This window comes from Streptosporangium canum, from assembly GCF_900113865.1.
Taxonomy (GTDB): domain Bacteria; phylum Actinomycetota; class Actinomycetes; order Streptosporangiales; family Streptosporangiaceae; genus Streptosporangium; species Streptosporangium canum.
In genome coordinates this window covers 61,702-84,891 of record NZ_FOQY01000012.1, presented here as the reverse complement: position 1 = coordinate 84,891, position 23,190 = coordinate 61,702, and the positions used below count along the sequence as shown (strand labels likewise).

General features: G+C 72.8%; 22 protein-coding genes. 10 read left to right on the top strand and 12 right to left on the bottom strand.

Annotated features, from left to right (window positions below):
• Positions 1-83: 83 nt before the first annotated feature.
• From BM085_RS19285 to BM085_RS19275, 3 genes are all read right to left on the bottom strand, one after another.
• Entirely contained in the window at positions 84-359 is a 276-nt protein-coding gene (locus BM085_RS19285; protein ID WP_342742890.1) for a PIN domain-containing protein, read from the bottom strand.
• A 142-nt stretch (positions 360-501) separates the two neighbouring features.
• Positions 502-732, bottom strand: coding sequence for a hypothetical protein (locus BM085_RS19280; protein WP_093888344.1), 231 nt, complete (start codon positions 730-732; stop codon positions 502-504).
• A 291-nt stretch (positions 733-1,023) separates the two neighbouring features.
• A complete protein-coding gene (locus tag BM085_RS19275) occupies positions 1,024-1,413 on the bottom strand; it encodes a PPOX class F420-dependent oxidoreductase (protein ID WP_093888343.1) in 390 nt (129 codons plus the stop codon).
• A gap of 70 nt (positions 1,414-1,483) precedes the next feature.
• Between BM085_RS19275 and BM085_RS19270 the strand changes: the two genes are divergently transcribed.
• The gene (locus BM085_RS19270) at positions 1,484-1,906 is read left to right on the top strand and encodes a MarR family winged helix-turn-helix transcriptional regulator (RefSeq protein WP_218158759.1); all 423 of its coding nucleotides are present in this window, start codon (positions 1,484-1,486) and stop codon (positions 1,904-1,906) included.
• Between the two features lie 252 nt (positions 1,907-2,158).
• On the opposite strand, the gene BM085_RS19265 is transcribed toward BM085_RS19270, so the two are convergent.
• Entirely contained in the window at positions 2,159-2,947 is a 789-nt protein-coding gene (locus BM085_RS19265) for an SDR family NAD(P)-dependent oxidoreductase (protein ID WP_093888342.1), read from the bottom strand.
• Between the two features lie 129 nt (positions 2,948-3,076).
• On the opposite strand from BM085_RS19265, the gene BM085_RS19260 reads away from it, so the two are divergent.
• Positions 3,077-3,670, top strand: a complete 594-nt coding sequence (locus BM085_RS19260) for a TetR/AcrR family transcriptional regulator (RefSeq protein WP_093888341.1) — start codon at positions 3,077-3,079, stop codon at positions 3,668-3,670.
• A 198-nt stretch (positions 3,671-3,868) separates the two neighbouring features.
• Here the strand turns inward: BM085_RS19260 and BM085_RS19255 are convergent, their stop codons facing one another.
• A complete protein-coding gene (locus BM085_RS19255) occupies positions 3,869-4,792 on the bottom strand; it encodes a cyclase family protein (RefSeq protein ID WP_093888340.1) in 924 nt (307 codons plus the stop codon).
• Between the two features lie 30 nt (positions 4,793-4,822).
• Here BM085_RS19255 and BM085_RS19250 point away from each other — a divergent pair, with 30 nt between their 5' ends.
• Positions 4,823-6,052 carry a serine hydrolase domain-containing protein gene (locus BM085_RS19250; protein WP_093888339.1) on the top strand — a complete coding sequence of 410 codons (1,230 nt, stop codon included), beginning with the start codon at positions 4,823-4,825 and terminating at the stop codon, positions 6,050-6,052.
• Positions 6,053-6,054: 2 nt separating this feature from the next.
• On the opposite strand, the gene BM085_RS19245 is transcribed toward BM085_RS19250, so the two are convergent.
• Positions 6,055-6,846 (bottom strand): SDR family NAD(P)-dependent oxidoreductase, encoded by a 792-nt coding sequence (locus tag BM085_RS19245; RefSeq protein ID WP_093888338.1) that lies wholly within the window; start codon positions 6,844-6,846, stop codon positions 6,055-6,057.
• The gene (locus tag BM085_RS19240) at positions 6,846-7,466 is read right to left on the bottom strand and encodes an isochorismatase family protein (RefSeq protein ID WP_093888337.1); all 621 of its coding nucleotides are present in this window, start codon (positions 7,464-7,466) and stop codon (positions 6,846-6,848) included. Before BM085_RS19240 ends, BM085_RS19245 begins: the two co-directional genes overlap by 1 nt.
• Before the next feature lie 173 nt (positions 7,467-7,639).
• On the opposite strand from BM085_RS19240, the gene BM085_RS19235 reads away from it, so the two are divergent.
• The 6 genes from BM085_RS19235 to BM085_RS19210 all read left to right on the top strand — a co-directional run bounded on the left by BM085_RS19235 (position 7,640) and on the right by BM085_RS19210 (position 15,190).
• Entirely contained in the window at positions 7,640-9,757 is a 2,118-nt protein-coding gene (locus BM085_RS19235) for a serine/threonine-protein kinase (RefSeq protein WP_093888336.1), read from the top strand.
• A gap of 31 nt (positions 9,758-9,788) precedes the next feature.
• Positions 9,789-10,151 carry a Zn-ribbon domain-containing OB-fold protein gene (locus BM085_RS19230; RefSeq protein ID WP_012888727.1) on the top strand — a complete coding sequence of 121 codons (363 nt, stop codon included), beginning with the start codon at positions 9,789-9,791 and terminating at the stop codon, positions 10,149-10,151.
• A gap of 49 nt (positions 10,152-10,200) precedes the next feature.
• Entirely contained in the window at positions 10,201-10,542 is a 342-nt protein-coding gene (locus tag BM085_RS19225; protein ID WP_177245168.1) for a VOC family protein, read from the top strand.
• A 178-nt stretch (positions 10,543-10,720) separates the two neighbouring features.
• On the top strand, positions 10,721-12,295 hold the full coding sequence (locus BM085_RS19220) for a class I adenylate-forming enzyme family protein (RefSeq protein ID WP_093888334.1): 1,575 nt from the start codon (positions 10,721-10,723) through the stop codon (positions 12,293-12,295).
• Entirely contained in the window at positions 12,292-14,439 is a 2,148-nt protein-coding gene (locus BM085_RS19215; RefSeq protein WP_093888333.1) for an acetate--CoA ligase family protein, read from the top strand. Before BM085_RS19220 ends, BM085_RS19215 begins: the two co-directional genes overlap by 4 nt.
• Before the next feature lies 1 nt (position 14,440).
• Entirely contained in the window at positions 14,441-15,190 is a 750-nt protein-coding gene (locus tag BM085_RS19210) for a glucose 1-dehydrogenase (RefSeq protein ID WP_093888332.1), read from the top strand.
• Between the two features lie 30 nt (positions 15,191-15,220).
• On the opposite strand, the gene BM085_RS19205 is transcribed toward BM085_RS19210, so the two are convergent.
• Positions 15,221-15,856: a PaaI family thioesterase gene (locus tag BM085_RS19205; protein WP_093888331.1), complete on the bottom strand. Its 636-nt coding sequence runs from the start codon at positions 15,854-15,856 to the stop codon at positions 15,221-15,223.
• 391 nt (positions 15,857-16,247) lie between these two features.
• Here BM085_RS19205 and BM085_RS45995 point away from each other — a divergent pair, with 391 nt between their 5' ends.
• Positions 16,248-17,990 carry a CHAP domain-containing protein gene (locus tag BM085_RS45995; protein WP_245789434.1) on the top strand — a complete coding sequence of 581 codons (1,743 nt, stop codon included), beginning with the start codon at positions 16,248-16,250 and terminating at the stop codon, positions 17,988-17,990.
• Positions 17,991-18,188: 198 nt separating this feature from the next.
• On the opposite strand, the gene BM085_RS19195 is transcribed toward BM085_RS45995, so the two are convergent.
• The 4 genes from BM085_RS19195 to BM085_RS19180 all read right to left on the bottom strand — a co-directional run bounded on the left by BM085_RS19195 (position 18,189) and on the right by BM085_RS19180 (position 23,015).
• Positions 18,189-19,010 (bottom strand): TIGR03619 family F420-dependent LLM class oxidoreductase, encoded by an 822-nt coding sequence (locus BM085_RS19195; RefSeq protein ID WP_093888330.1) that lies wholly within the window; start codon positions 19,008-19,010, stop codon positions 18,189-18,191.
• A 37-nt stretch (positions 19,011-19,047) separates the two neighbouring features.
• Complete coding sequence (locus tag BM085_RS19190; protein ID WP_177245167.1) at positions 19,048-20,022, bottom strand: acyl-CoA dehydrogenase family protein; 975 nt, start codon at positions 20,020-20,022, stop codon at positions 19,048-19,050.
• A complete protein-coding gene (locus tag BM085_RS19185; protein ID WP_093888328.1) occupies positions 20,019-21,164 on the bottom strand; it encodes an acyl-CoA dehydrogenase family protein in 1,146 nt (381 codons plus the stop codon). The genes BM085_RS19190 and BM085_RS19185 overlap by 4 nt, the downstream gene beginning before the upstream one ends.
• 132 nt (positions 21,165-21,296) lie before the next feature.
• On the bottom strand, positions 21,297-23,015 hold the full coding sequence (locus BM085_RS19180) for a S1 family peptidase (RefSeq protein ID WP_093888327.1): 1,719 nt from the start codon (positions 23,013-23,015) through the stop codon (positions 21,297-21,299).
• Between the last annotated feature and the right edge of the window lie 175 nt (positions 23,016-23,190).

Sequence of the window (23,190 nt, the reverse complement as noted above, 5' to 3'; positions counted from 1 at the left end):
CGGCAGGCGCTCCACTCGGACGGGTCGCCCAGCTTGACGCTGATGGCCTGCCGACGTGATGTGGCCGGTGGCGCATAGGGAGGTCAGCCGGGTACCAGCGTAAAAGCGGCGACATGCGCGGGCCGGACCACGGAGAAGTCCCTGGCGTCCAAGGTGAACACCTCGGTGATTCGAAGACGCTCAGCGCCGGCGACCACTGAGCCGTCAGCCGATCCGAGCGGAAGATCTGAATAACGCTCTACCAGGTCGGCGATGCGGTCGAGATCATCGTCCATCAGATCGACCAGGTGAAAGACTCCAGACGTCAGCGAGCGCAGGAAGCCGGCCTCCACTTTGGCTCCGCCGATCTTGCCGAGCATGTGGGAGACCTCGCCGGCCACGAAAGCCGGAACGAGAAGCTCACGTCGCTCTCTACGGAACTGGTTGAACACCTCAACACAGACATCGTGCCTACGGTCAGTCCGGATGGCAGCGGCAACAATGGGCCGGTGTCAACGACGATCACACTTCGCGACCATCCCCCTGGCGCAAGATCTCCTCAGCGCGTTCCGCGATGTCGTCCTGCCCGGTGGTCACCGACCCGAACCAGGAAGGCGTCCACTCCTGGCCCGACTCTCCCTCACCGGAGTGGACGAGACGCAGGGTGTGCGCGCGCACCTCATGAAGCTGGTCCGGCGTCAGCCGGTCAACCAGCCGATGCATGTCCTCATACTCCTCGGGAGCAGCGGTCATAGCCGGAGCCTACGCCAGCCGACCTGGAAAGCACCGGTCCACCAGCACACCTGCGTCGGAACGGCGCCTTCGAGGCCGGTTGCCCGACGAGGGACGGCATCGCGACCCACCTGGACCGCCGGAAGGGCGACGACGAAGTCGCGCGGACGGATATCGCTCACACCCAGAAGCCGGGCGCGAAAGATGTAAGCGAAGCTCGGTGCTACTCCCCGGCCGGGATCAGGCCCGTCTGGCATGCGGTCCACTCGGACTCCAGCCGGAAAGGTCAGCCCGTTCTGCGGCGAGAACGTGTCACTGGCTGGTGAAGCGGGTGGGCCGCACGACGAGAACCACCCTGCGCTCGGCGTCGCCGACCGGCGCTTCGTACTCCAGCCCGTAGCGCTTGGCCAGCACGTCGAAGAAGGCCCCCTCGGGGTCGGGGTCGATCCGCTCGACGGTGCCGCGGACCTCCAGGTAGCGATATGGCTGGTTCGGATCGTTGACGGAGACGGCCACGTGGGGCCGCGCGCTCGCGTTACGTCCCTTCTGCCGGTCGGTCGTGGTGGTGAAGCGCAGGAACTCCCCGTCCCAGATGGTCCACACCGGCGTCACCTGCGGGGTGCCGTCGGGCATCAGGGTCGCCAGGTGCGCGTACAGAGGGCGGGCCAGCAGGTCGAGGTGGCTCTCCGGGATCACGGTCATGAAGGCACAATATCAAAGCTTTGATATATATAAATCCTCTTATGCAGAGGGTGACTTGTAAGCTCCGCTCATGGACATGCCCGCGGAGGAGCGGCTCGGCCTGCTCGTGAAACGCGCCGAGCAGCGGCTCATGGCGGCCAAGCACGCGGCGGTGAAGACCGCGGGGCTGACCGTGCCGCAGTACGCCGCCCTGCTCGTGCTGGTCGACAACCCGGGCATCTCCGCGGCCGCCCTGGCCAGGGAGTGCCTCGTCACCCCGCAGGCGATGACCGTCGTGCTGAAGAACCTGCTGGGGCACGGCCTGATCGAACGCGGCCCGCATCAGTGGCATCGCACGATGCTGGAGACCCACCTCACCGACGCGGGGCGCGAGGCGCTGCGCACCGCGGACGCGGCGGCCGTGGTCATCGAGCGCAGGATCGCCGCCGCCTTCACCCCGGACGAACGCGACTCCCTCCGAGACCTGCTCACCCGCTTCACCCAGGCGATCTAGCCACTCGGGCGACGTTCGCCCCTGGTCCCGGTCCACGCCTCCGGCTGCTCCGGCCCCGCGTTCCGGGCCGGCGGGGCGGAGCACGCCGACACCAGGAGCGTGACCGCCGGCGCGGCCCACGTCGGTTTTCTGCTCATGCCCTCCACGGTGTCAAGGCCCCGGCGGCTCCGGCAGATCCATCGATCCAGGCCCGTCCAGGACAAAAGTCCTCTCCGGCGTGCCGTGGGGGCCGCCGTCCCGGGTCCGCTCCGCTCAGACGGTCTTTACGGATCCGCCGTCGACGAGGTGGTCGGCGCCGGTGATGCCGGCGGCGTGGGGTGAGGCGAGGTGGACGACCATGGCGGCCACCTCGGCCGGCTCGATGAGGCGGCCGATGGTCATGCCCGTCCAGGCCGGGAGCTGGGCCAGCACCTGCTCGTGCTCCATCCCCATCGACCTGGCCAGCTCCGCGCCGTATCCGGCCGGGTCCTCCCACATGGCGGTGCGCACCGGGCCGGGCGAGACGGTGTTGACGCGCACCCCCCGGGGGCCGAACTCCTCGGCGAGGGCCTTGCCGAGCGCGGTCAGCGCCGCCTTCGCGGTGGTGTAGGCGACGGGCCCCGCGTGCGGCGTCCGAGCTCCGTTGGAGGAGATGTTGACGATGTTCCCCCGGCTCCGCAGGAGACTGGGCAGCGCCGCCCGGGTGGTGCGGACCGCGCTGAGGAAGTTGAGGTCGAACGCCTGCCGCCACCCCTCGTCGTCGAAGCCGAGGAATCCGCCCAGCTGCCCCTCGCCCACGTCGCCGCCGCCGACGTTGTTGACGAGCAGGTCGATCTCGCCCAGCTCCGCCAGCGCCTCGCCGACCAGCAGCGCCGGGCCGTCCGGGGTGGACAGGTCCACCGGTACGGCGGTCGCGCCGGTCTCCTTCAGCTCCGGCGAGACCGTGCGCGCGCCGGCCACCACCCGCATCCCCTCGGCGGCGAGCGCGGCCACGATCGCCAGCCCGATCCCCCGGCTGGCCCCGGTCACCACGGCGGTCTTGCCGTTCAGTCGCATGTCCATGAGAGCTCTTTCCGTCAGCCGCAACCAGCTCGATCCAGTTGCATCGGTTAAGACGCACTCAACGTACTAGTTGCAACAACGATGTTGCAACTACGGCCGAAGAAGCATCTCTGATGTAGTCTCCGGTCCATGACACAAGGGGAAGCGGCGACGGCGGGCCACGGCGGCCGGGCGCGGCGGGCGGACGCCGAGCGGACCGTGCTGACGATCCTGGAGGCGGCCGAACGGGTCCTGAGCAGGAATCCCGCCGCGACCATGGAGCAGATCGCCGAAGCCGCCGGCGTCGCCCGCACCACCGTCCACCGCCGGTTCGCCTCCCGCGAGGCGCTCGTCGACGCCATGACGGCCTGGGCCACCCGCCAGTTCGGCGCGGCCGTCGACGCCGCCCACTCCTCGACCGCCCCGCCGCTGGTCGTCCTCCACCAGGTGACCGCGAACGTGCTCCGGATCAAGATCGACTGGGGGTTCGCCATGGGCCGGGCCTCGGAGGGGGATCCCGAGGTCGCCCGCGTCCACGCCGCCGCGCTGGACAAGTGCGACCAGATGTTCCGCCGCGCGCGGGAGGCCGGCGTCCTGCGGCCCGACGCAGACCTGCCCTGGGCCCGGCGCGTCTACTACGCCCTCATCCACGAGGCGGCGCGGAGCGAGGGCGACGCCGACACCCTCGCCGTCCAGGTCCTGGACACCCTGCTCCGGGGCGTCGGCACCGATCGCGTCCACTGAGCGGCACGCGGGACGGCATGCGGGGCGGCACGTAGGACGGTACACCGACCGACACGCGGGACGGTGCGCCGACCGGCACGCGGGACGGTGCGCCGACCGGCACGCGGGACGGTGCGCCGACCGGCACGCGGGACGGCGGGAGCGGGACGCCGGGCGCGGCGGCGCCCCGGGGCCGATCCGGCGGGGCGCCCGGACCCGCTAGAGGATCGCCAGCGGGTTGATGGGACTGCCGGTGCCCCCTTCGATCCTGAGGGGGGCGGCGACGAAGACGAAGTCCCCGCCCGCACGGCCCGCGCACGCCGCGCCCAGCTCCTCCAGCCAGAGCATCTCGGCCAGATGGACGCCGTGCCGCCAGAGCAGGATCATGTGGAGGTCGTCCTCCAGCCCCTCGTCGGCGAGCTGACGGGCGTTGAGACCGCCGATGGCGGCGTTGTCGGAGGCGACCACGGCGACGTCGCGGGAGGCGAGCCAGCGGCCCGCGCCGGCGGACAGGCCCGGCTGGCCGGACCAGTACTCCTCGGGAGAGCTGTCCCAGACCAGGGGCCAGCCGGTGCGGACGACGGCCACGTCGCCGGGCCGTACGTCGTCGTGGATCTCGCGCAGCAGGCCGGCGGAGACGCGGAAGTCCACCGGGAGGTGGTCCAGGCCCAGGTGGCGGGGGACGTCGAAGAGGACCGCGCGGGCCACGACGCCTCCGACGGTCTCGATGCCGCACCGGGTCGCGCCGTACGACCTGACCCGGGCGGCGGGGTGGCCGTTGTAGAGCTCCTCCCCCGACCACATGTGGCACAGGGCGTCCATGTGGGTCGTGGTGCCGTGGTGGGTGACGATGACGGCGTCGTCGGCCAGGCGGAGACCGGCCCCGACGGGACGGGTCCCGGCCGCGTAGTCGCCGCCGTCGACCGACATGAAGTGCTGCGGCAGCGGGCGTCCGCGCAGGTGGGGAACTGTCGTGGGGGCGGCGGAGGAGGTGGCTCCCCTGATGGGCATGGCCAGGCTGATCACCTGGCCGGTGGCGGCCGAGGCCAGGGCGGCCAGGACCGTGGCGGGGGTCAGCAGGTTCAGGGTGCCGCGCTGGTCGTCTGGGCCGAAACGGCCCCAGTTGTTAGGCTCGGTGACCAAGCAAGTGCTCACTTTCAAAAGGGACGGGTCATGACGGTGGTTCACGGGCAGTGCGATCCCCGGTTCTCCCGGGTGCGCGAGGTGTTCGACAGGCACTTCGCCGAGGGCGAGGAGTTGGGGGCGGCGTTCGCGGTCTTCCTGGACGGCGAGCCGGTCGTGGATCTGTGGGGCGGGGTCGCCGACCGGCACAGCGGGCGGCCCTGGGAGCGCGGCACCCCGGCGCTGACGTACTCGTGCACCAAGGCGGTCACCGCGACGGCCGCGCTGCTGCTGGCCGAGCGCGGGCTGCTCGACGTCGCCGCGCCGGTCGCGGACGTGTGGCCGGAGTTCGCCCGCCACGGCAAGGAGCGGATCACCGTCGAGCACCTGTTGACCCACCAGGCGGGGCTGCCCACGGTCGAGGGTCCGGTCCCGCTGGAGGAGTTCGAGGACCAGGCCGCCATCGCGGACCGGCTGGCCGGGCAGGCGCCGATCTGGGAGCCGGGCACCGCGCACGGCTACCACGCGCTGACGTACGGGTTCCTGCTCGGCGAGGTGATCCGCCGGGTCTCGGGCAAGTCCGCGGGCGAGTTCGTGGCCGCCGAGATCGCCGAGCCGCTGGGGCTCGAACTCTGGTTCGGCGCGCCGGAGGAGGTGGCGGCGCGGGCGGCGCGGCTGTCCGCCGGGAGACGGCAGGGGCCCGCCGACGCCGGGGCGGCACCCGCCGGGGCCGCCGCGGACGCCGTCCCGCGGGTGTCCACGGTGTCCGAGCTGCCGGGGCGGGGCGATCCCGTGGCGGAGATGTCCCGAGCCGTGCTCGACAGGGACAGCCTGATGAACCGGGCCCTGGGCAATCCGCCGATCCACCGCCTGCAGGGGGGCGCCAACCACCCGGTCATCCTGCGCTCGGGCTGGCCGGCGATAGGGGTCGTGGCCACCGCGCGGGGCCTGGCCGGGTTCTACCGCGACCTGGTCGCCGGGCGGATCCTGCGTCCGGAGACGCTGGCGGACGCCCTCCGGCGACGGGTCACCGGCCCGGACAGGGTGCTGGTCATCGACAGCTCCTTCGGCCTCGGCTACATGCGCCCGGCCCTGACCTTCCTCACCCCCTCCAGAGGCACGGAGTCCGCGTTCGGCCACACCGGCCTGGGCGGGTTCCTGGGACTCGGCGACGTCGAGCACGGCCTGGGCATGGGTTACACGATGAACAAGATGGCGGACGCGGTCTCGGGCAGCCTCCGCGCCTACCGCCTCGCCGAGGCCGTCTACGGCTCCCTCTAGCCTCAATGCATCGTGATGCCGCCGCTGACCGACAGGACCTGGCCCGTGATGTAGGCGGCCCTGTCGGTGCAGAGGTAGGCGACCAGGCCCGCCACGTCCTCGGGGGCGCCGAGGCGGCGCAGCGGGACGCTCCGGGCGAGCTTGTCGACCAGCCCCGGCTTCTCGGCGTCCACCCGGCGGAGCATCGGGGTGTCGGTGGGCCCCGGGCAGACCACGTTCGAGGTCACCTCCGCCCGGGCCGCCTCGCGGGCGAGGGTCTTGGCCAGCCCGAACAGTCCCGCCTTGGTCGCGGCGTACGCGCCCTCGCCGCCGGACCCGGCCCGCGCGCCGTCGGAGGAGATGAAGACCAGGCGCCCCCAGCCGCGTTCGGTCATCCCGGGCAGCAGCAGCCGGGTGAGGAGCATCGGGCCGCGCAGGTTGACCTGCCACATCAGGTCCCAGGCCGCCGGGTCGCTGCCGACGAACGGCTCGACGACCGACACTCCCGCGTTGTGCACCAGGATGTCCACCGGCCCGGCGTCCCCGCAGAACCCGGTGATGGATCCCGGGTCGGTCAGGTCCACCCGCAGCGCCCTAGCCGGCGCCCTGGGCCCGCTCGGCGCCCCGACCCGCGCACCCAGCCCCAGCGACTCGCTGTTCAGCTCGTCGGCGATCGCGGCGGCGCCCTGCCCGTCCACGTCGGCCACGACGATCCGGGCGCCGAGCGAGGCGAGGTCGCGGCAGATGGCCGCGCCGATCGCGCCGGCTCCGCCGGTGACCACCGCGGTGCGGCCGTCCAGCCGCAGGCCCTCCATCACCGCCAGACCTCCACGAGGTCGGCGGCGCTCACCCGCGCGGCCAGCAGGCCGACGGTGTTGGCCAGTACGGCCTGCGCGTAGTCGTCGGGGATCCCGGCCACGGCGTCGGCCACCACCGCCACCCGGTAGCCGAGGTTGACGGCCTCCAGGGCGAGGCCGGGGATGCCGAGGTTGAGGGAGAGCCCGACCGCGACGACGGACGAGACGCCGAGCGAGCGCAGGGTCATGTCGAGCGAGGTCCCGGTGAAGGGGGAGAAGCCGTGGTAGCGGCGCGACTCCAGGTCGGCCGGGTCGAGCAGCGCGGGCAGGACCTCGATCGCCCCGGTGCCCTCCAGCATGTGGGCGGGGTCCTTGAGCAGGGCGGTGATGAACGGGCAGTTGCCGGTGTGCGACCCCGCCCGGTCGGCGCGGAAGGCCGCGGTGCAGTGGATCACCGGGATTCCGGCCGAACGGGCCGCGGTGAGGACCGAGGAGGCGTTGGCCACCACGTCCCGCCGCGCGCACACCTCCACCAGATCCGGAAATTTCGCTAGATCGCCGACGACCCCGCGCTGCATCTCCATCACCAGCACCGCACTGTGCCCCGGTGCGGCCAGTGACCTCAGATCGACCGGCATCCGACCTCCAAACGCCCGAGCGCTTGCTTGGTGTCGCCAGAGCCTAACACGCGGGCCGGCCGGTTCCCCGGGGACGACAGTCACCTCACTCTCCGGCAAAGTTCGCGAACCGTGACAACCGATGGCGGGGGTGAGACCGTCGAACAAGCGACGGCGCTCGGAGGGGGACTGAATTGGTTCCGGGATACCACGAGGTGCGAGAGCTCGGCGCCGGAGGCAGCGGCCGGGTCGTGCTGGCCACCTACGCCTCCACCGGCGCCTACGTGGCCATCAAGTACCTGAACGCGGCCATGAGGGACGACCCCTGGTTCGTGGCGCGCTTCCGCGAGGAGGCGCGCGTCATGGTGGAGCTGCGCGACCCGAACGTGGTCCGGCTCTACGAGTACTACGAGGACGTGCTCGAGGCCGCGATCGTGATGGAGCTGGTGGACGGGGTCGCGCTCAGGAGGATCCTGTCCGAGCACGGCAGCACGAGCCCCGAGGCGGCCCTCGTCGTGCTCAAGGGCTCCCTCACGGGTCTGGCGTCCGCGCACTCCGCCGGGATCGCGCACCGCGACTACAAGCCGGAGAACGTGCTGGTCCAGGCGGACGGCACCAGCAAGCTGGCGGACTTCGGGATCGCCGCCCGGATCGGGGAGCCGGGCACGCCCGCGGGCAGCCCGCCCTACATGGCGCCCGAGCAGTGGGCCGGGGAGCCGGCCGGCGCGGCGGGCGACGTCTACGCGGCCACGTGCGTGTTCTTCGAGTGCCTCACCGGGCGCAGGCCGTACGGGGCCGACCATCCCGCCGCGCTCATGCGCCTGCACCGGACGGCGCCGATCCCGCTGGAGGCGGTGCCGGGCTCGGCGCGGGGGCTGGTCGCCCGGGGCATGGCCAAGGACCCGGCGGACCGGCCGCCGACGGCACGGGCGTTCATCGCGGACCTGGAGGTGGCCGCGCTCTCGGCCTACGGGCCGGAGTGGGAGCAGCGCGGGCGGCGGCACCTGGCCGAGCTCGCCACGCTGCTGGCGCTGACGTTCCCGCTGGCCAGGCCCGTCCCCAGGGTGAGCACCTCGGTCGCGCGGAGCGTGGCCGGCCGGATGGGCGGGATACGCCGCCCCCGGCTGGGCCCGCGGGTCGTGGCCGGGGCGGCCGTGATCACCGTCGCGGTCACCGTCGGCCTGGTCGCCGCCGACCGGGCACCCGACCGGCTCTCCGCCGACACGATCTTCACTCCGGCGCCGCGCTCCCCCGGGTCCGGGGATCCGCCGGCGCCTCCCGGGAGGACGCCCCGCGGAAGGACGTCCTCCGGGAAGGACGCCGGATCCCCGCCACCGGAGCCGGTCACCACCCCCGGGCCGTCCCGGCGTGCCGTCACCGGCCGGACCGTGCCGTCCTCGGCGAGCACCGGCCGGCCCTCCGCCCCGGAGAGCCCCGGTCCGGCCCGCCCCACCCCGGCCCCGTCGAAGACTCCCCCCAGGACGGCCACCCCGGCCCCGTCGAGGACTCCCCCCAGGACGGCGACCCCGGCTCCGTCGAAGACTCCCCCGAGGACCGCCACCCCGGCCCCCACCGGGACGCCGCCGCCCGCGCACGCGGTCAGCGAACTGGCGATCACCGGGATCACCGCCGGCGGCGCCACGATCGGCCTGCGGGCGTCCACCACGGCGAACGTCGTGCTGACCGTCGGGTTCGCCGAGGGGCAGACCCCCGACCGGCTCACCGAGTCGTCCCCGCGCGGCCTCACCCTCGCCGGGGCCGGCGCCTACTCCCGGACGGTCCCGCACGCCTTCACCGCCCCGGCCTGCGGGCAGACCCTCTACCGGCGGGTCACGGTCTCCACCTCGCCCCGGGCGGCCGGCGGCCCGCGGACCCGCACGGCGGAGGTCAGGGGCGACCCGTGCCCGGCCCCCTCGGTCGAGAGCGTGGACATCGTCTCCTTCGACGGCACCGTGGTCCGCTTCCGCGTCCGGACCGGCGGCACCTCGGCGGTGACCGTGAAGCTGGGGTCCGCCCAGCAGGTCGTCGGCGGCGAGGGGGGGTTCACCAGCGCCGTCCAGACGCTGGAGCTGTCGGGCCGGACCGACTACACGCGCGAGGTCGCCGTGGAGTTCGCCGGCCTCCCGGCGTGCGGCGAGTACGTCCGGCGGGTGGTGACGGTCACCGCCCCCGGGAGTGCCATGCGCTCCCGCGACGTGCGGCTCCCCCTGCCCTCCTGCGAGCCCGATCCGGAGCCGGGCCCCTCCGCGCCGGACCGGCCCTCCGAGGACGGACCGAGCCCGGACGGATCCGCCGAAGGCGACGTCTTGTGAGTCAACCAAGCGTGCGCTAGCTTGGCGATCGATGACCAGTGACACGCTCACCTACTGGGATGCCTGCCGTCGCGGCGAGTTGGTCATTCAACGCTGTACGGCCTGCGCCCGGCGGGTGCACCTGCCCGCCCCCGACTGCCCCCACTGCGGCGGCACCGACCTCCCCTACGAGCCCGTCTCGGGTGAGGGCTCCGTGCACACGTTCACCGTGGTGCACCGCTCGTTCGTGCCCGAGTTCCGGGGGCGGGAGCCGTACGTGCTGGCCTGGATCGACCTGCCCGAGGGGGTGAGGGCGTTCGGCCGGATCGTGGACTGCGCACCGGAGCGGGTGCGGATCGGCATGCCGGTGTGCGTGACTTTCGTCGACGACCTACCTCACTGGAGACCGACGTGACTTCCCTTCCATGGCTGAAGTCCGGGGTCTCCACGCTCAAGGAGATTCGATGACCAAGCTCGGCAACATCCTGATCCCCGTGGACGACCTGGACAAGGCGATCGCCCTCTACTCCGGCGCACTCGGCCTGGCGGTGCGGTTCCGCGACGGCGACCGGTTCGCGGCTCTGGACGGAGGGGGCGCCACGGTCGCGCTGGTCGCGGCCGGGGAACGGGTGACGGGAGACGTCACCGCGCCGTCCTACAAGGTCGGCGACGTCGCGGCCGCCGTACGGGAGCTGACCGGGGCGGGCGCGGAGGTGGTCCGCGAGCCCGAGACCGGGCCGCACGAGATCAGAGCCGTCCTCCGTGACCCGTCGGGAAACGTCTTCGTCCTCTACTCCTCCCTCTGACCCCTCCGAGTCTCTCCGCCCCCTCCGAGTCCGCCGGCCCTCCCGAGTCCCCTCCGAGTCCTCCGAGTTCCCCGAGCAGCCCCCTCCAAGACCCTTCGTAGATCCCCGAGCACCCCCTCCCGCTGCGTCCCCTGCCCGTCCCTCTGCGTCCTCCACCCCCCTCTGACCGGAGGCCATAATGGCGCGATCCCCCTACGGCAACTACGCCTACGCCATCCTCACCGCCAACGCCCTGCGCACCCCGGACAAGGTCGCGCTGACCTACTGCGGCGAGCGGAGCTTCACCTACTCCGAGCTCGACCGGATCGTCGACAGGCGCGCCCACGCCCTGACGGCGGCCGGGATCGAGCCCCGGCGGCGGGTGGCGGCGCTGCTCAACGAGACGCTGCACGTGGCCGAGGTCTACCTGGCGGCGGCCAAGCTTGGCGCGGTCACCGCGGCGCTCAACCCGTACTGGCCGGTGGACACCCTGCGGGAGGTCGTCGCGCACTCCGGCGCCACCGCCTTCGTCTACGACTCCACCGTCGAGCGGGTCGTGGCGGAGATCCGCCCCCGGCTGCCCGACGTGACCACCTGGATCAAGGTCGGCGGCCCGGGCGAGGACGCCGTGGACCTGGACGCGCTGACCGCCGCCGCCCCGGACGGGGAGTTCGCGCCGGACGGCTCCGGGGACGACCCGCTCGCCCTCTACTACACGTCGGGGACCACCGGACTGCCCAAGGCCGCGATCCACACGCACGCCTCGTCGCTGGCGACCGCGCGGATCTGGCTGGACGTGCCGCGCGCCGAGGACTCGGTGCTCGGCACCGGGGCGATCATCTGGGGCATCGGCTTCCCCGCGCTGGTCGGGCCGGCGCTGTACGCGGGCATGCGGCTGGTGCTGGAGCAGGACTGGGGACCGGCGAACTTCCTCAGGGTGGTCCCCCGCGAGAGGGTCACCCATGTCTCGCAGATCCCCTCCTTCTACGCGGCCCTGCTCGGCTCCGACGACCACGAGGGGGTGGACCTGTCGTCCCTGCGGGTCATCATGCTGGGCGGCGAGGCGCTTCCCGCGACGCTGCTGGGCAGGATGCGGGAGCGGCTGCCCGGCGCGGGCGTCTACTGCTACTACGGCCAGACCGAGGCCCCCTACACCTGTTTCGGCCGGGTGGACGACGGCAGCACGCCGCTCGGCTCCTCCGGCAGGGCGAGGACCGGCAACGCCGTACGGATCACCGGGCCGTCCGGCGACCGGGTGGTCGGCGAGGTCGGCGAGATCAACCTGGCCGGGCCGCACCGGATGTCCGGCTACGACCGGCTCCCCGGCAAGACGGCCGAGGTGCTCCGCGGCGAGTGGTACGTCGGCGGCGACCTGGGCGTCCTCGCCGAGGACGGCAACCTGACCGTACTCGGCCGCCGCGAGGACGCGATCCTGAAGGGCGGCGCCTGGTCGCAGCCCTCGGTGATCGAGGAGGCCGCGGTGGCGCTGGACGACGTGGCCGAGGCCGGCGCGGTGGGCGTGCCCGCGCATGTCGACGGCCAGGACGCGGCCGAGCAGAGAATCCTGCTCGCGGTGGTCGCCCGCGCCGGGCACTCGCTCGACCCGTCGAAGCTCGCGATCGCGCTCGCCGAGTCGCTGCCCGAGCACCGGCGACCCGACCGCATCGTGGTCGCCGACGAGCTCCCCCACTTCCAGGACGCCTCCGGCGGCCCCGGCAAGCTGCTGCGCCGGGAGATCCGGGAGAGGTATCGGCACCTCCTGGAGGAGGCGTGAGCGGGTCCGATCCCCTGGCCGCGGGCCCGCCCCCCGAGCACGAGGTCAAGGCGCTGCTGCGGGAGGCCGGCGTGGCGGTGCCGCGCGGCGCCACGGCCGCCTCCGCCGAGGGCGTCGCCGCGGCGGCCGGCGGGCTGGCCCCGCCGCTGGTGCTCAAGGCCTTCGGGCCCGGACTGGTCCACAAGTCGGATTCGGGTGCGGTACGGCTGGCGCTCGCCGGGCCGGCCGAGGCCGCCGAGGCCGCGGCCGAGATGCTCGGCGGGCTCCTCGCCCAGGGCATCACCCCGGACGGGTTCCTGGTGGAGGAGCAGGCCGAAGCGGGGATCGAGCTGATCGTCGGCGTCGTCCGCGACCCGGGCTTCGGTCCCGTCCTGCTCGCCGGGCTCGGCGGCGTCTGGACCGAGGCCATGCGCGACACGGCGGTGCGCCTGTGCCCGGTCTCCGAGGCCGACGCCCGGCGGATGCTCGCCTCCCTGCGTGGCTCCCGGCTGCTGCGGGGCTACCGCGGCCGTCCGGCCGCGGACATGGACGCCCTGGTGAAGCTGCTGCTGACGATCGGCGGGGCCGGCGGCCTGTGGGAACGGCTGGAGCTCGGCGAGTTCGAGCTCAACCCGGTGATCGTCACCGGGCGGGGCGCCGTCGCGGTCGACGCCCGCTACATTCCGGACGACCGGCACAGGGAGGCGCCGCGACCGGCCCCGGCGGCGGAGGCCGACTTCACCGCGCTGTTCGAGCCCCGGGCCGTGGCCGTGGTGGGGGCCTCCACCAACCGGCCGAACTTCGGGAACATGTTCCTGGAGTTCTACCGGACCACGGGGGTGCCGCTGGTCGCGGTCCACCCGGAGGCCGACGAGATCGACGGCGTGCCCGCCGTACCGACGCTGGCGGACGCGGACGCCGACTACGCGCTGATCGCCGTGCCCGCCGGCAGGTGCGCCGAGGTCGTACGGCAGGCGGACGGCATCCCGTTCGTCCAGGTGATGAGCGGCGGGTTCGGGGAGGCCGGCGCGCCCGAGCTGGAGGCCGGGCTGGTCCGGGCGGCACGGGAGGCGGGGACGCGGCTGCTCGGGCCGAACTGCATGGGCGTCTACAGCCCGCGCGGCGGCCAGACGTTCATCGGCGGCGAGCCGGGGCCGCCCGGCCACGTGGCGCTGATCTCGCAGAGCGGCGGGCTCGCCGGGGAGGTCGTCAGGGTCGGTGAGCGGCGCGGGCTGGCGTTCAGCCGGGTGGCCACGGTGGGCAACTCCGCCGACGTGACCCCGGCCGAGCTGCTGCGCTGGCTGGCCGTCGACGAGCACACCTCGGTCGTCGGCATGTATCTGGAGGATCCGCGCGGCGGCCGCGCCCTGTTCGAGGCCCTGATGTCGGTGCGCGGCAGGCTCCCGGTCGTCCTGCTGGTCGGCGGCCGGAGCGCCCAGGGACGGCGGGCCGCGGCCTCCCACACCGGCGGCATGGTCGGCGACGACCGCGTCTGGCAGGCCCTGGCCGAGCAGTCCGGCGCCGCTCTGGTCACCGGCCAGGACGACCTGATCGGCGTCCTGTCCTTCTTCCAGTCCCACGCCCGCCGCCTGGGCGCGCCCGGCGCCGGCCCGGTGACCGGCGGGTCCCGGGGCGCGGGCACGGACGGGGATCCCGCGCTGCTGGTGATCGGGCCGAGCGGCGGGGCGAGCGTCCTGGCCGCCGACGTGTTCGACGCCGCCGGGCTCTCGCTCGACGCGTTGCCGGAGGAGGCGAAGAGCGGGCTGAAGGCGCTCGGGATCGGGGTGGGCAGCTCCCTGGCCAACCCGCTGGAGATCCCGGTGGGGCCGCGTGGCCGCCCCGAGCTGGCCCGGGAGGCCATCGCGGCGATCGTGGCGCGGCGGCCGTACCCGGACGTCGTCGCCCACGTGAACGTGCAGAGCTTCTTCACCTACGGCAGCTCGGCCGAGCCGCTGTACGCCTGCGCCCGCAACCTCGCCCAGGCCCAGGAGGATCTGCCCGAGGTCAGGATCACGCTGGTCACCAGGAACGGCGAGTGCGCGCCGCCCGGGGTCGAGGACGGGGTCCGCGCGATCGCGGCCGGTTCCGGGATCCCCGTCTACCGTTCGATGGAGTCGGCCGCCGTGGCCGTCGCCGCCGCCAAACGTTTCACGCGAGGAGCTTGAGATGGGTCTGCTGGACGGCAAGGTCGCACTGATCACCGGTGGGGCGCGGGGCATGGGCGAAGCCCACGTGCGGCTGTTCCTCGAAGAGGGCGCCCAGGTCGTCTTCGGCGACGTGCTCGACGACGAGGGCAAGGCGCTCGCGGAGGCCACCGGGGCGCTGTTCGTCCATCAGGACGTGACGGGGCCGGAGGACTGGCAGCGGGCGGTGGGCACCACCGTCGAGACGTACGGCAAGCTCGACATCCTGGTGAACAATGCCGGGATACTGAAGTTCCGCCGGATCGCCGACATGACGCTGGACGAGTACAGCCGGGTCCTCGACGTGAACCTCAAGGGCACCTGGCTCGGCGTCAAGTCGGTGATCGAGCCCATGAAGGCCGCCGGCCGGGGCTCGATCGTGAACATCTCCTCGGTCGAGGGCTTCATCGGCGCCGAGGGCATGTCCGCCTACGCCGCCTCCAAGTTCGGGGTGCGCGGCGTGACCAAGGCGGCGGCCCGCGAGCTGGCCCGCTTCAAGATCCGGGTGAACTCCGTCCACCCCGGCGCCATCAACACCTCCATGGTGATGGATCCGGAGATCGCCGCCGAGGTGGACGGCGAGGCGTTCCTGAAGTCCATGGTCATCAAGCGCTTCGCCAAGCCGGTCGAGGTCTCCAACGTGGTGGCCTTCCTCGCCTCCGACCGGGCGAGCTACTGCACCGGCAGCGAGTTCACGGTGGACGGCGGCATGCTCACCGGCGCGGGCTACTGAGCCCCGCCGCCGAGGTCCCGCCGGACGGGATCATCCCCGCAGCGGGTTCTCCACCCATTCCCTGGGGGTGACGAACAGGCCGGTGGCCTCGACCAGGGGGGTGCCGTCGGGAAGGGCGATCCGCCCCTCGGACCAGGACTTGCGGCCTTCGGAGCGGGTGTATTCGGCGGTCGCCACCAGCGGCTCGCCGTAGGGGACCCGGCGCAGGTAGCGCACGGTCAGGGTGCCGGTCATCCCGGCGACGCCGGCCACCGCGACCGCGTGCCCCAGCAGGTGGTCGAGGATCATGGCGCTGATCCCGCCGTGGACCGAGGCGGGCGGTCCCTCGTGCGTGGGGCGGAAGGTCAGCTCGGCACGGGCCGTCCGCTCCGGGGTGGTCTGGACGACCAGCGGGAGGGCGTGCGGGTTGGCCGAGCCGGTGACGGCGTTGCCGGCGTGCCGGGGCACGCCGTCGGGACCGATCTCGAAGGGCTGGGGAGAGGTACGCGTGCGGGCGCGCAGGCGCTCGGTGAGGGTGGCCAGCTCGGCGGCGACGGCGGCGATCTCGCGCTGCGGGACATCGGTCAGCACGACCGCGTCGACCAGTTCACGGGCCCGCCCGGTCAGTACGGCCAGCGCGGCGAGGACGGCGTCGGCGTCCTCGGTAGGGGCGAGATCGGTCGTCATGCCCCTATTTTAGAACACGTTCTACCGAATCGCATTCGGCCGTCCGGAGGGCCCGCCGCCCGGACGGATGGTAGATCTTTTTGTTTGACCGGTTTAGTACGCAAAAATCCCGAAAACGCCTCTGACGTCGGCATTTGTCGTCCCGTCATGGTTCCGCCCCCTTGGTGTGTGCTTTAGCCTGTCTTGACCTTTCGCTCCTTCCGGGTAACCTCCCTGGTCACGGAAGACAACTGACCAATGGCGCCGCCACACGCGTCCCGATCGTCCCTCCGGATCGGTCCGCGTGAACGCGCCGTCGCTCAACCCGTCTCCCGGTAGCCGGGTTGCGAGGGCGGCGCGACCATGCTTCAGGCTGCCGGGGGTCCCCCCTAAGCTTTCTATGACCCCTGAGATGCAGAAGTTCATCAAGCTGCTGGAGAGCGAGCTCGGATATTCCGAGAAGGGCGGCGGTTACACCAAGTTCGGCAACTGGTACGGCGACAACGTCGAGTTCGACGCCGACTACACGGCGGCCCCCTGGTGCGACATGTACCTGTCCTGGGCGGCCAAGAAGCTCGGCTACGAGGACTGGATCGGCCAGTTCGCCTACACCGTCTACCACGCCGAGTGGTTCAAGGAGCAGGACGCCTGGGGCACCGCTCCCAAGCCCGGCGCGATCGTCTTCTTCGACTGGAGCGGCTCGAAGAAGATCGACAACATCGACCACGTGGGGATCGTCACCAAGGTGACGGGCCGGACGATCCACACGATCGAGGGGAACATCGACGGGGGCGTCGCCAAGCGCAAGGAACGCGACACCGGCAAGGTCGTCGGCTACGGGTATCCGGAGAAGATCAAGGCCCGGCTGGACCGGGAGGCCTCCCAGAAGCAGACGATCGTCACCGCCGCCGACGCCCGGGCGGACAATTCGGTGGCGCTCACCCCCGGACCCAACCTGCTCGCGATGGTCCCTCCGCCCGACCTCGGGCGGGACGCCGGAGCCCCGGCGGCCCCGGCCACGGCGGAGGCCGGCCCCAAGCACGCCAAGCCTGCCGCCAAGCCCGTCGCCAAGTCGCCCGCCACATCCTCCTCCGGGGAGACGAGGACCGCCGAGACGGCCCCGCGGACCACCCCGAAGACCGGTGAAGCCGCCCCGAGGACCGGCGCGACCGCCACCGCCCCCCAGATCTCCGCCGGCCGTACCAGCACGACCGGCAAACACGCCAAACCCGCCACCGCGGACACCAACGCGATCGCGACCACCCCCACCGCGCTCAGCAGCGGCCTCTCACCGCAGACCCCCCAGCTCGGCACGCCCGCCGTGCTCGCGCCGGTCCTGCTCGCCGCGGTCGCGATCATCGCCCACGCCAAGGCCCGCCAGTCGAAGACACGGCTCGCGTTCGCCGCGAGCGCCGGTGCGCCCGCCCGTCCCGCCCGCCGGACCCCGGGCCGCCGCCGCGCCCCCGGCCGCCGCCGGATCACCAAGGGCGCACCCGTTCTGGCCGAGGGGCTCCGCGTCACCCCGGAGATCGTTCCCGAGACCACGCTCCCGGCCGCCACGACGGCCGAGTTCCCCTCGGTCACGACCCCGCTCGGTCACGTCGGGGAGGCCGGACCGCTCACCCCGGCCGAGCAGACCGGGTCACTCATCCCCGCCGAGCAGACCGGGTCGCTCACCCGCGTCGGAGAGGCCGGACTGGCCGGCCTCATCGGGGAGGCCGGACTGGCCAACCTCACCCTCGCCGAGCAGGCCAGCCTGGCCCGCGCCGAGGAGGCCATCCGGGCCAGTCTCGCCCGCGACGGGCAGAACGGCCGGGGCGATCTCTTCCGGCCCGAGGAGAGCGGCCGGCCCGGCCTCACCCACGTCGGCCGGACCGGCATGGCCGGCCCCTCCCGCGCCCAGGGCACCGGACCGGCCAACCGGCGCCACGACGGCCCCCAGGCCCCCTACCAGGGCAGGCGCCGCCTCCGCGAGCGCCCGGTCGTCGAGTCCTCGACCTTCGTCGAGGACGCCCCGCTACGGGGCCGGCGCCATCGCCGGTCCGAACCCGTGGTCAGCACGACCATCCCGACCGGGCCACTCGCCACCGAGCCGACCGACGTCCTGGTCCACAGCGGCTACCGGGGCCGCCGCCGGGCGAGAGTGCCGGCCTGAGGAGGCGAGGATGCGGGCCCGAGAGGGCGAGGATGCCCGCCCGAGGCGGCGAAGATGCCCGCCAGGGCAGCGAGGGTGCCTGCCCGAGGCGGCGAGGATGCCCGCCAGAGAAGGCGAGGATGCCGTCTTCAGGGGGACGAGAGCGGCCGTCCACGGGAACGTCCGCCCGGGGACAGCCGACGCCGGACGCGGCCGGCGCTAAAGACAGTCGGCGGCGAAGGCCGCGAGGCCGGCGACGGCGTCGCGGCTGCGGCGCCAGGGACGGACGATCATGCGGTCCACGCCGAGCCCCTCCCATCGGGAGATCTCGGCGGGACCGGCGAGCTCGTAGGCGTGCGCGGTGACCGAGAAGGGACGGCCGTCGCGGAGCGCGGCGAGCCTGTCGAGCTGGGGGCGGATCGTGTCCGGGGAGTGCGGCATGCTGATCCAGCCGTCGCAGAGCCGGGCGGCTCGCCGCAGGGCCGCGCCCGACTCGCCTCCGGCCAGGATGGGCAGCCGCTCCTGGACGGGCTTGGGTTCGAAGGCGACTTCGGGGAAGCCGTAGAAACGTCCCTCGTGCGCGACGACCGGCTCGGACCAGAGCCGCCGGGTCACCTCGATCGCCTCGTCCAGCCGTGGCCCCCGGGTGCCGAAGTCCACCCCGGCCGCCCGCCACTCCCCCTCGTACCACCCGGCGCCGACCCCGCAGATCGCCCGGCCCCCGGACACCCGGTCCAGGGTGGCGAAGGCCCGCGCGGAGACGAAGGGGTGCCGCAGGGCATAGAGGTGCACCGCGGTGCCCAGCCGTACCCGTGAGGTCAGCCCGGCCAGCCAGCAGAGGTAGGCGGGGGCGTCGAACAGCGGGGTGGCCGGTGAGATGCCGGGCCTGTCGGTTCCCGGATAACGCGCCAGCGACAGGTCGGTGGCGAAGACCAGATGCTCGGGCAGCCAGACCGACTCGAACCCGAGCTCGTCCGCTGCGACCGCGACGTCCCGCCAGGCGTCCGGATGGACCAGCCCGAGAGGGACGCCGAACCTCATCGCCGACCTCCCGCCACCCGGCTCCGGCGCGCGCGGGTCACGGCCATCGCCGCACCTCCGGGGTGCCGAGGATGGCGGTCCTCAACCGTGAGCGGTGCAGGCCGGGGCCGCCGTAGGCGGCCGAGAGCGACCACACCCGGGCCAGCCAGAGGCCCAGGTCGAGCTCGCCGGTGTAGCCGATCGCGCCGTGCACCTGGAGGGCGGTCCCGGCGGCCAGCTCGGCGGCCTCGCCCGCGGCGGCCTTGGCCGCGCTGACGTCCCGGTCCACGGTGGGCAGGCGCCGGTCCACGGCCAGAGCGGCGGCGTAGACCAGGGGCGCGGCGAACTCGACCGCGATGGCGACCTCGGCGAGCCGGTGCTTGACCGCCTGGAACGACCCGATCGGGGCGCCGAACTGCCTGCGGGTCCGCGCGTAGCCGACAGTCGTGTCCAGCAGGTGCCTGGCCGCCCCGACGAGCTGGGCGGCCACCGCGACCGTCACCGCGCGGACGGCCGGGGCGACTTCGGTCCGGAGCCGGGTGGCGTCACGGAACTCCACCCCGAACAGCGGCCTCGTCCGGTCCACCCCGGACTGCGGCGTCAGCCGTGCCGCCTCGGGCCGGACGGCGTGCGGCACGCCCTCGCGCTCGACGATCAGCAGGTCGGCCAGATCGGCGTCGGGCGCGTAGACCTGGTCGCCGATCCGCACGCTCACCCGCAGCGAGCCCGCGGCGAGCTTGCCCAGCGCCGGATCGCCCGCCAGCAGCAGCGGGGCGGCCACGGCGGTCTCGGCCACCGGACCGGGCAGCGCGGCCCGCCCGGTCTCCTCGAACGGGAGGACCGCGTCGACGAGCCCCAGCCCGAGGCCGTCGTGCTCCTGGGGGACCAGCAGCCCGAACAGCCCGATCTCGGCGAGCTGGGACCAGGCGGGGCTCCGTCCGTTCCGTACGGCCTCCGCTGGGCAGTGGGCCGCGAGCACCTGCCGTACGGCCGCCGCGAGGGCGAGCTGGTCGTCGGTGAATGCGAAGTTCATCGGGGCAGCCCCAGAACGCGTTCGGCGATGATGTTCCGCTGGATCTCGTTGGTGCCCGCGTAGATCGGACCGGCGAGGGAGAAAAGGTAGCCGTCCAGCCATCGGCCCCCCTCCTCGGCGTCGGGGGCTCCGCCGTCCAGCAGGCCGCGTTCGCCGAGCAGCCGGAGCGCCAGGGCGTGCATGCGCACGTCGAGTTCGGACCAGAACACCTTGCCCATGCTGGACGCGGAGCCGATCTCCTCCCCCGCCGCCAGCCTACGGGCGGTGCCGAAGGTGTGCAGCCGGTAGGACTCGGCGTCCAGCCAGGCCCGTGCCACCTGGTCGGCGAGGACGGGGTCGGCGCCGGTCGAGCGGGCAAGCCGGACCAGCCTGTCGGCCGTCGCGAGGAACCGACCGGGGCTGCGCAGGGTGAGGCCGCGTTCGGAGGAGGTGGTAGCCATCGCGATCCGCCAGCCCTCACCGGCGGCGCCGAGCACCAGGTCGTCGGGGACGAAGAGGCCGTCGAAGAAGAGTTCGGCGAACCCGTGCTCACCGTCGAGCTGGGCTATGGGCCGGACGGTCACGCCGGCCAGGGGGAACATGAAGTAGGTCAGCCCCCGATGCCGGGCCGAGGCGGGGTCGCTGCGGAACAGCCCGAAGCCCCAGTCCGCGTAGGAGGCCCGGGAGCTCCAGGTCTTCTGCCCATGGAGCCGCCAGCCGCCTTCGACCCGCTCGGCGCGGGAGGTGAGGGCGGCGAGGTCGCTGCCCGCCTCCGGCTCCGACCAGGCCTGGGCCCAGACGTCGTCGGCCCTGGCCATGCCGGGCAGGAACCGTTCCCGCTGCTCGGCCGTACCGTGGGAGAAGAGGGTGGGGGCCAGGAGGAAGATGCCGTTCTGGCTGACCCGGCCGGGGGCGCTCGCCGCCCAGTATTCCTCCTCGAAGATCAGCCACTCGACGAGGCTCGCACCCCGCCCGCCGTACTCGACGGGCCAGGACACCACCGACAGCCGTTCCCCGGCGAGCAGGTGCTCCCACTCGCGATGCGCCTCGAATCCCTCCCGGGTGTCCATGGAGGGCAGCGGGGCCCCGGGAACGTGCCCGGCCAGCCAGTCTCGCACCTCGGCCCGGAAGTCCTGCTCCGCGCGCGTGAAGTCCAGATCCACCTAACCAAACTAGCGCACGCTTGGGCGACCGTACAGGGACGGGCCGCACGGAACGGGGCCCGGAGCGGTGGATCCGCTCCGGGCCCCGTTGGGCCGGACAGGCCCCGACGGGCCCTCCGGCCCGGCGGCGGGTCAGCGCTGATCGGGCGGGCGCTGCCCCATGTTGCGGCGTAGCTGTTCCAGCTCCGCCTCGAGTCCGGCGATGCGGGTGTTCGCCCCGGGGCCGGGCTTCTGCTGCGGCTCCCCGTACGGCGAGTGCGGGCGGACCGCCCGGGTGTCCTCGGGTGCGGCCGGGAGCGGATAGGGCGGCCGCTGCGGGTAGGGCTGCTGCTGCGGCACGCCGTACGGCTGGCCGTGCTGGGCCGGATGGCCGTACTGGCCCTGTCCCGGCGGCAGGTAGCCGGGCTGCGCGCCGTACGGCGCGGGCGGGAAGGAGGACGGCGGGATCTTCGACCGCCGCTTGCCTCTGAGCACCGTGCCCAGCGTGCCGAGCACGAACAGGACGAGCAGGCCTCCGCCGCCCCACAGCACCCACGGCAGGATCGACGAGGAGCTCTCGTCCTTGCCCGCGGTGATGGCCTGCTGGGAGTCGGTGATGTACTTGGCGACGTACGGGTGGTTCGGCTGCAGCGCCTGGACCTCGCGGAACTTGGGCAGCGCGTCGGAGTAGTGGTTCTTGAAGAACAGGTCGAGCGCCTCGTTGTAGGCCTTCGTCGTCACCGACTCGGCCGACTTGATGTTCTTCTCGTTCAGCTTCTCCCTGACGATGCTGACCGGCAGCACGAAGCTCTCACCCTCGGTGGAGCCGCCGTCCTGCTGGATCAGGCCTCCGACCAGGATGCCGATGACGTTGCCGTCCTTGCTGAACACCGGACCACCCGAGTTGCCCGGGTAGGACGGGGCCTGGGTCTGGATGTACGGCACACCCTCGGGGGTCTGACGGCTGGCGTTGTACGGGCCCTCGGTGAAGGCCGGGTCGAGCTTGGACTCGATGTTGAAGATCGAGGTCTGCGTCACCGTGCCGGGGAACCCGCTGATGTAGAGGGTGTCGCCCACCCGCACGTCCGAGTCCTGGCCCAGCGGGACCGTCGGCAGGTTGTTCTGCCCGTTGGCCTTGAGGATCGCGATGTCCTTGCCCGGGTAGACCGTGCCCTTGGCCACCAGCTCGATCGGCACCGCCTTGGCGGTCTTGTCGACGCCGCCGCCGGGAAGGCTCTGCAGCAGCGACAGGGAGCTCTGCACGTTGCGGATCTTGATGTTGTCCGCGTTCCAGATCTGGAAGATCTTCGCGGCCGTCCGGACGATCTCGTCGTCGGAGGCGATGTCACCGAGGCTGGAGATCAGGTCGGCGGCGTCCTTCTCGTTGATCTTCGTGAGGGCCTGGGTGGCGAAGGTCTGCGCCAGCTCGTCCTCCTCCTGGCCGACGCAGTGGGCCGCCGTCACCATGTAACCGTCCGGCGTGACCCACCAGCCCGTGCACAGGCCGCCGGCCGTCGCCTCCACGACCCGCTCCGGCGCTCCGGGCGAGAAGTAGCGTCCCGGTTCCTTGGCCATCTGCTGGACGACCCACCGGTAGATGCTGTTCTCGTCCGATGAGATCTTGCCCGACTGGACCGCGGCGACCCCCTGCTGGGTCAGCCCTCTGATCGCCTCCAGGTTCGCCACCGGAGTCGGCACGGCCACGTCGGCCGTGTAGGACACCGAGGTCAGCTGCACGGCAGGATGCGTTCTGGCCGCCAGCCATGTTCCTACCGGAATATCCAGGTCTTTCGGCTTTGCCATGGCGACACCAGGCAGGGCCAGCACACCGGCCAGTACCAGGCCGGTCACGGCGGTGAATCGTGCCCACATTTGCGTTCTCTCCCCAAAACTCGCTTCCCGAGGCGAGAGCATGGCGGAGACGACTTGAGGAGGACTTGGAAGCGACTGGGAGTTCGGCGGGAATCTCCGCTGATGTGCTGTGATGCTCCCGGCCGGGAGACGGGGGAAGTTCCGGCGGTCCGTCCGAGCGACTCGACGACAGACC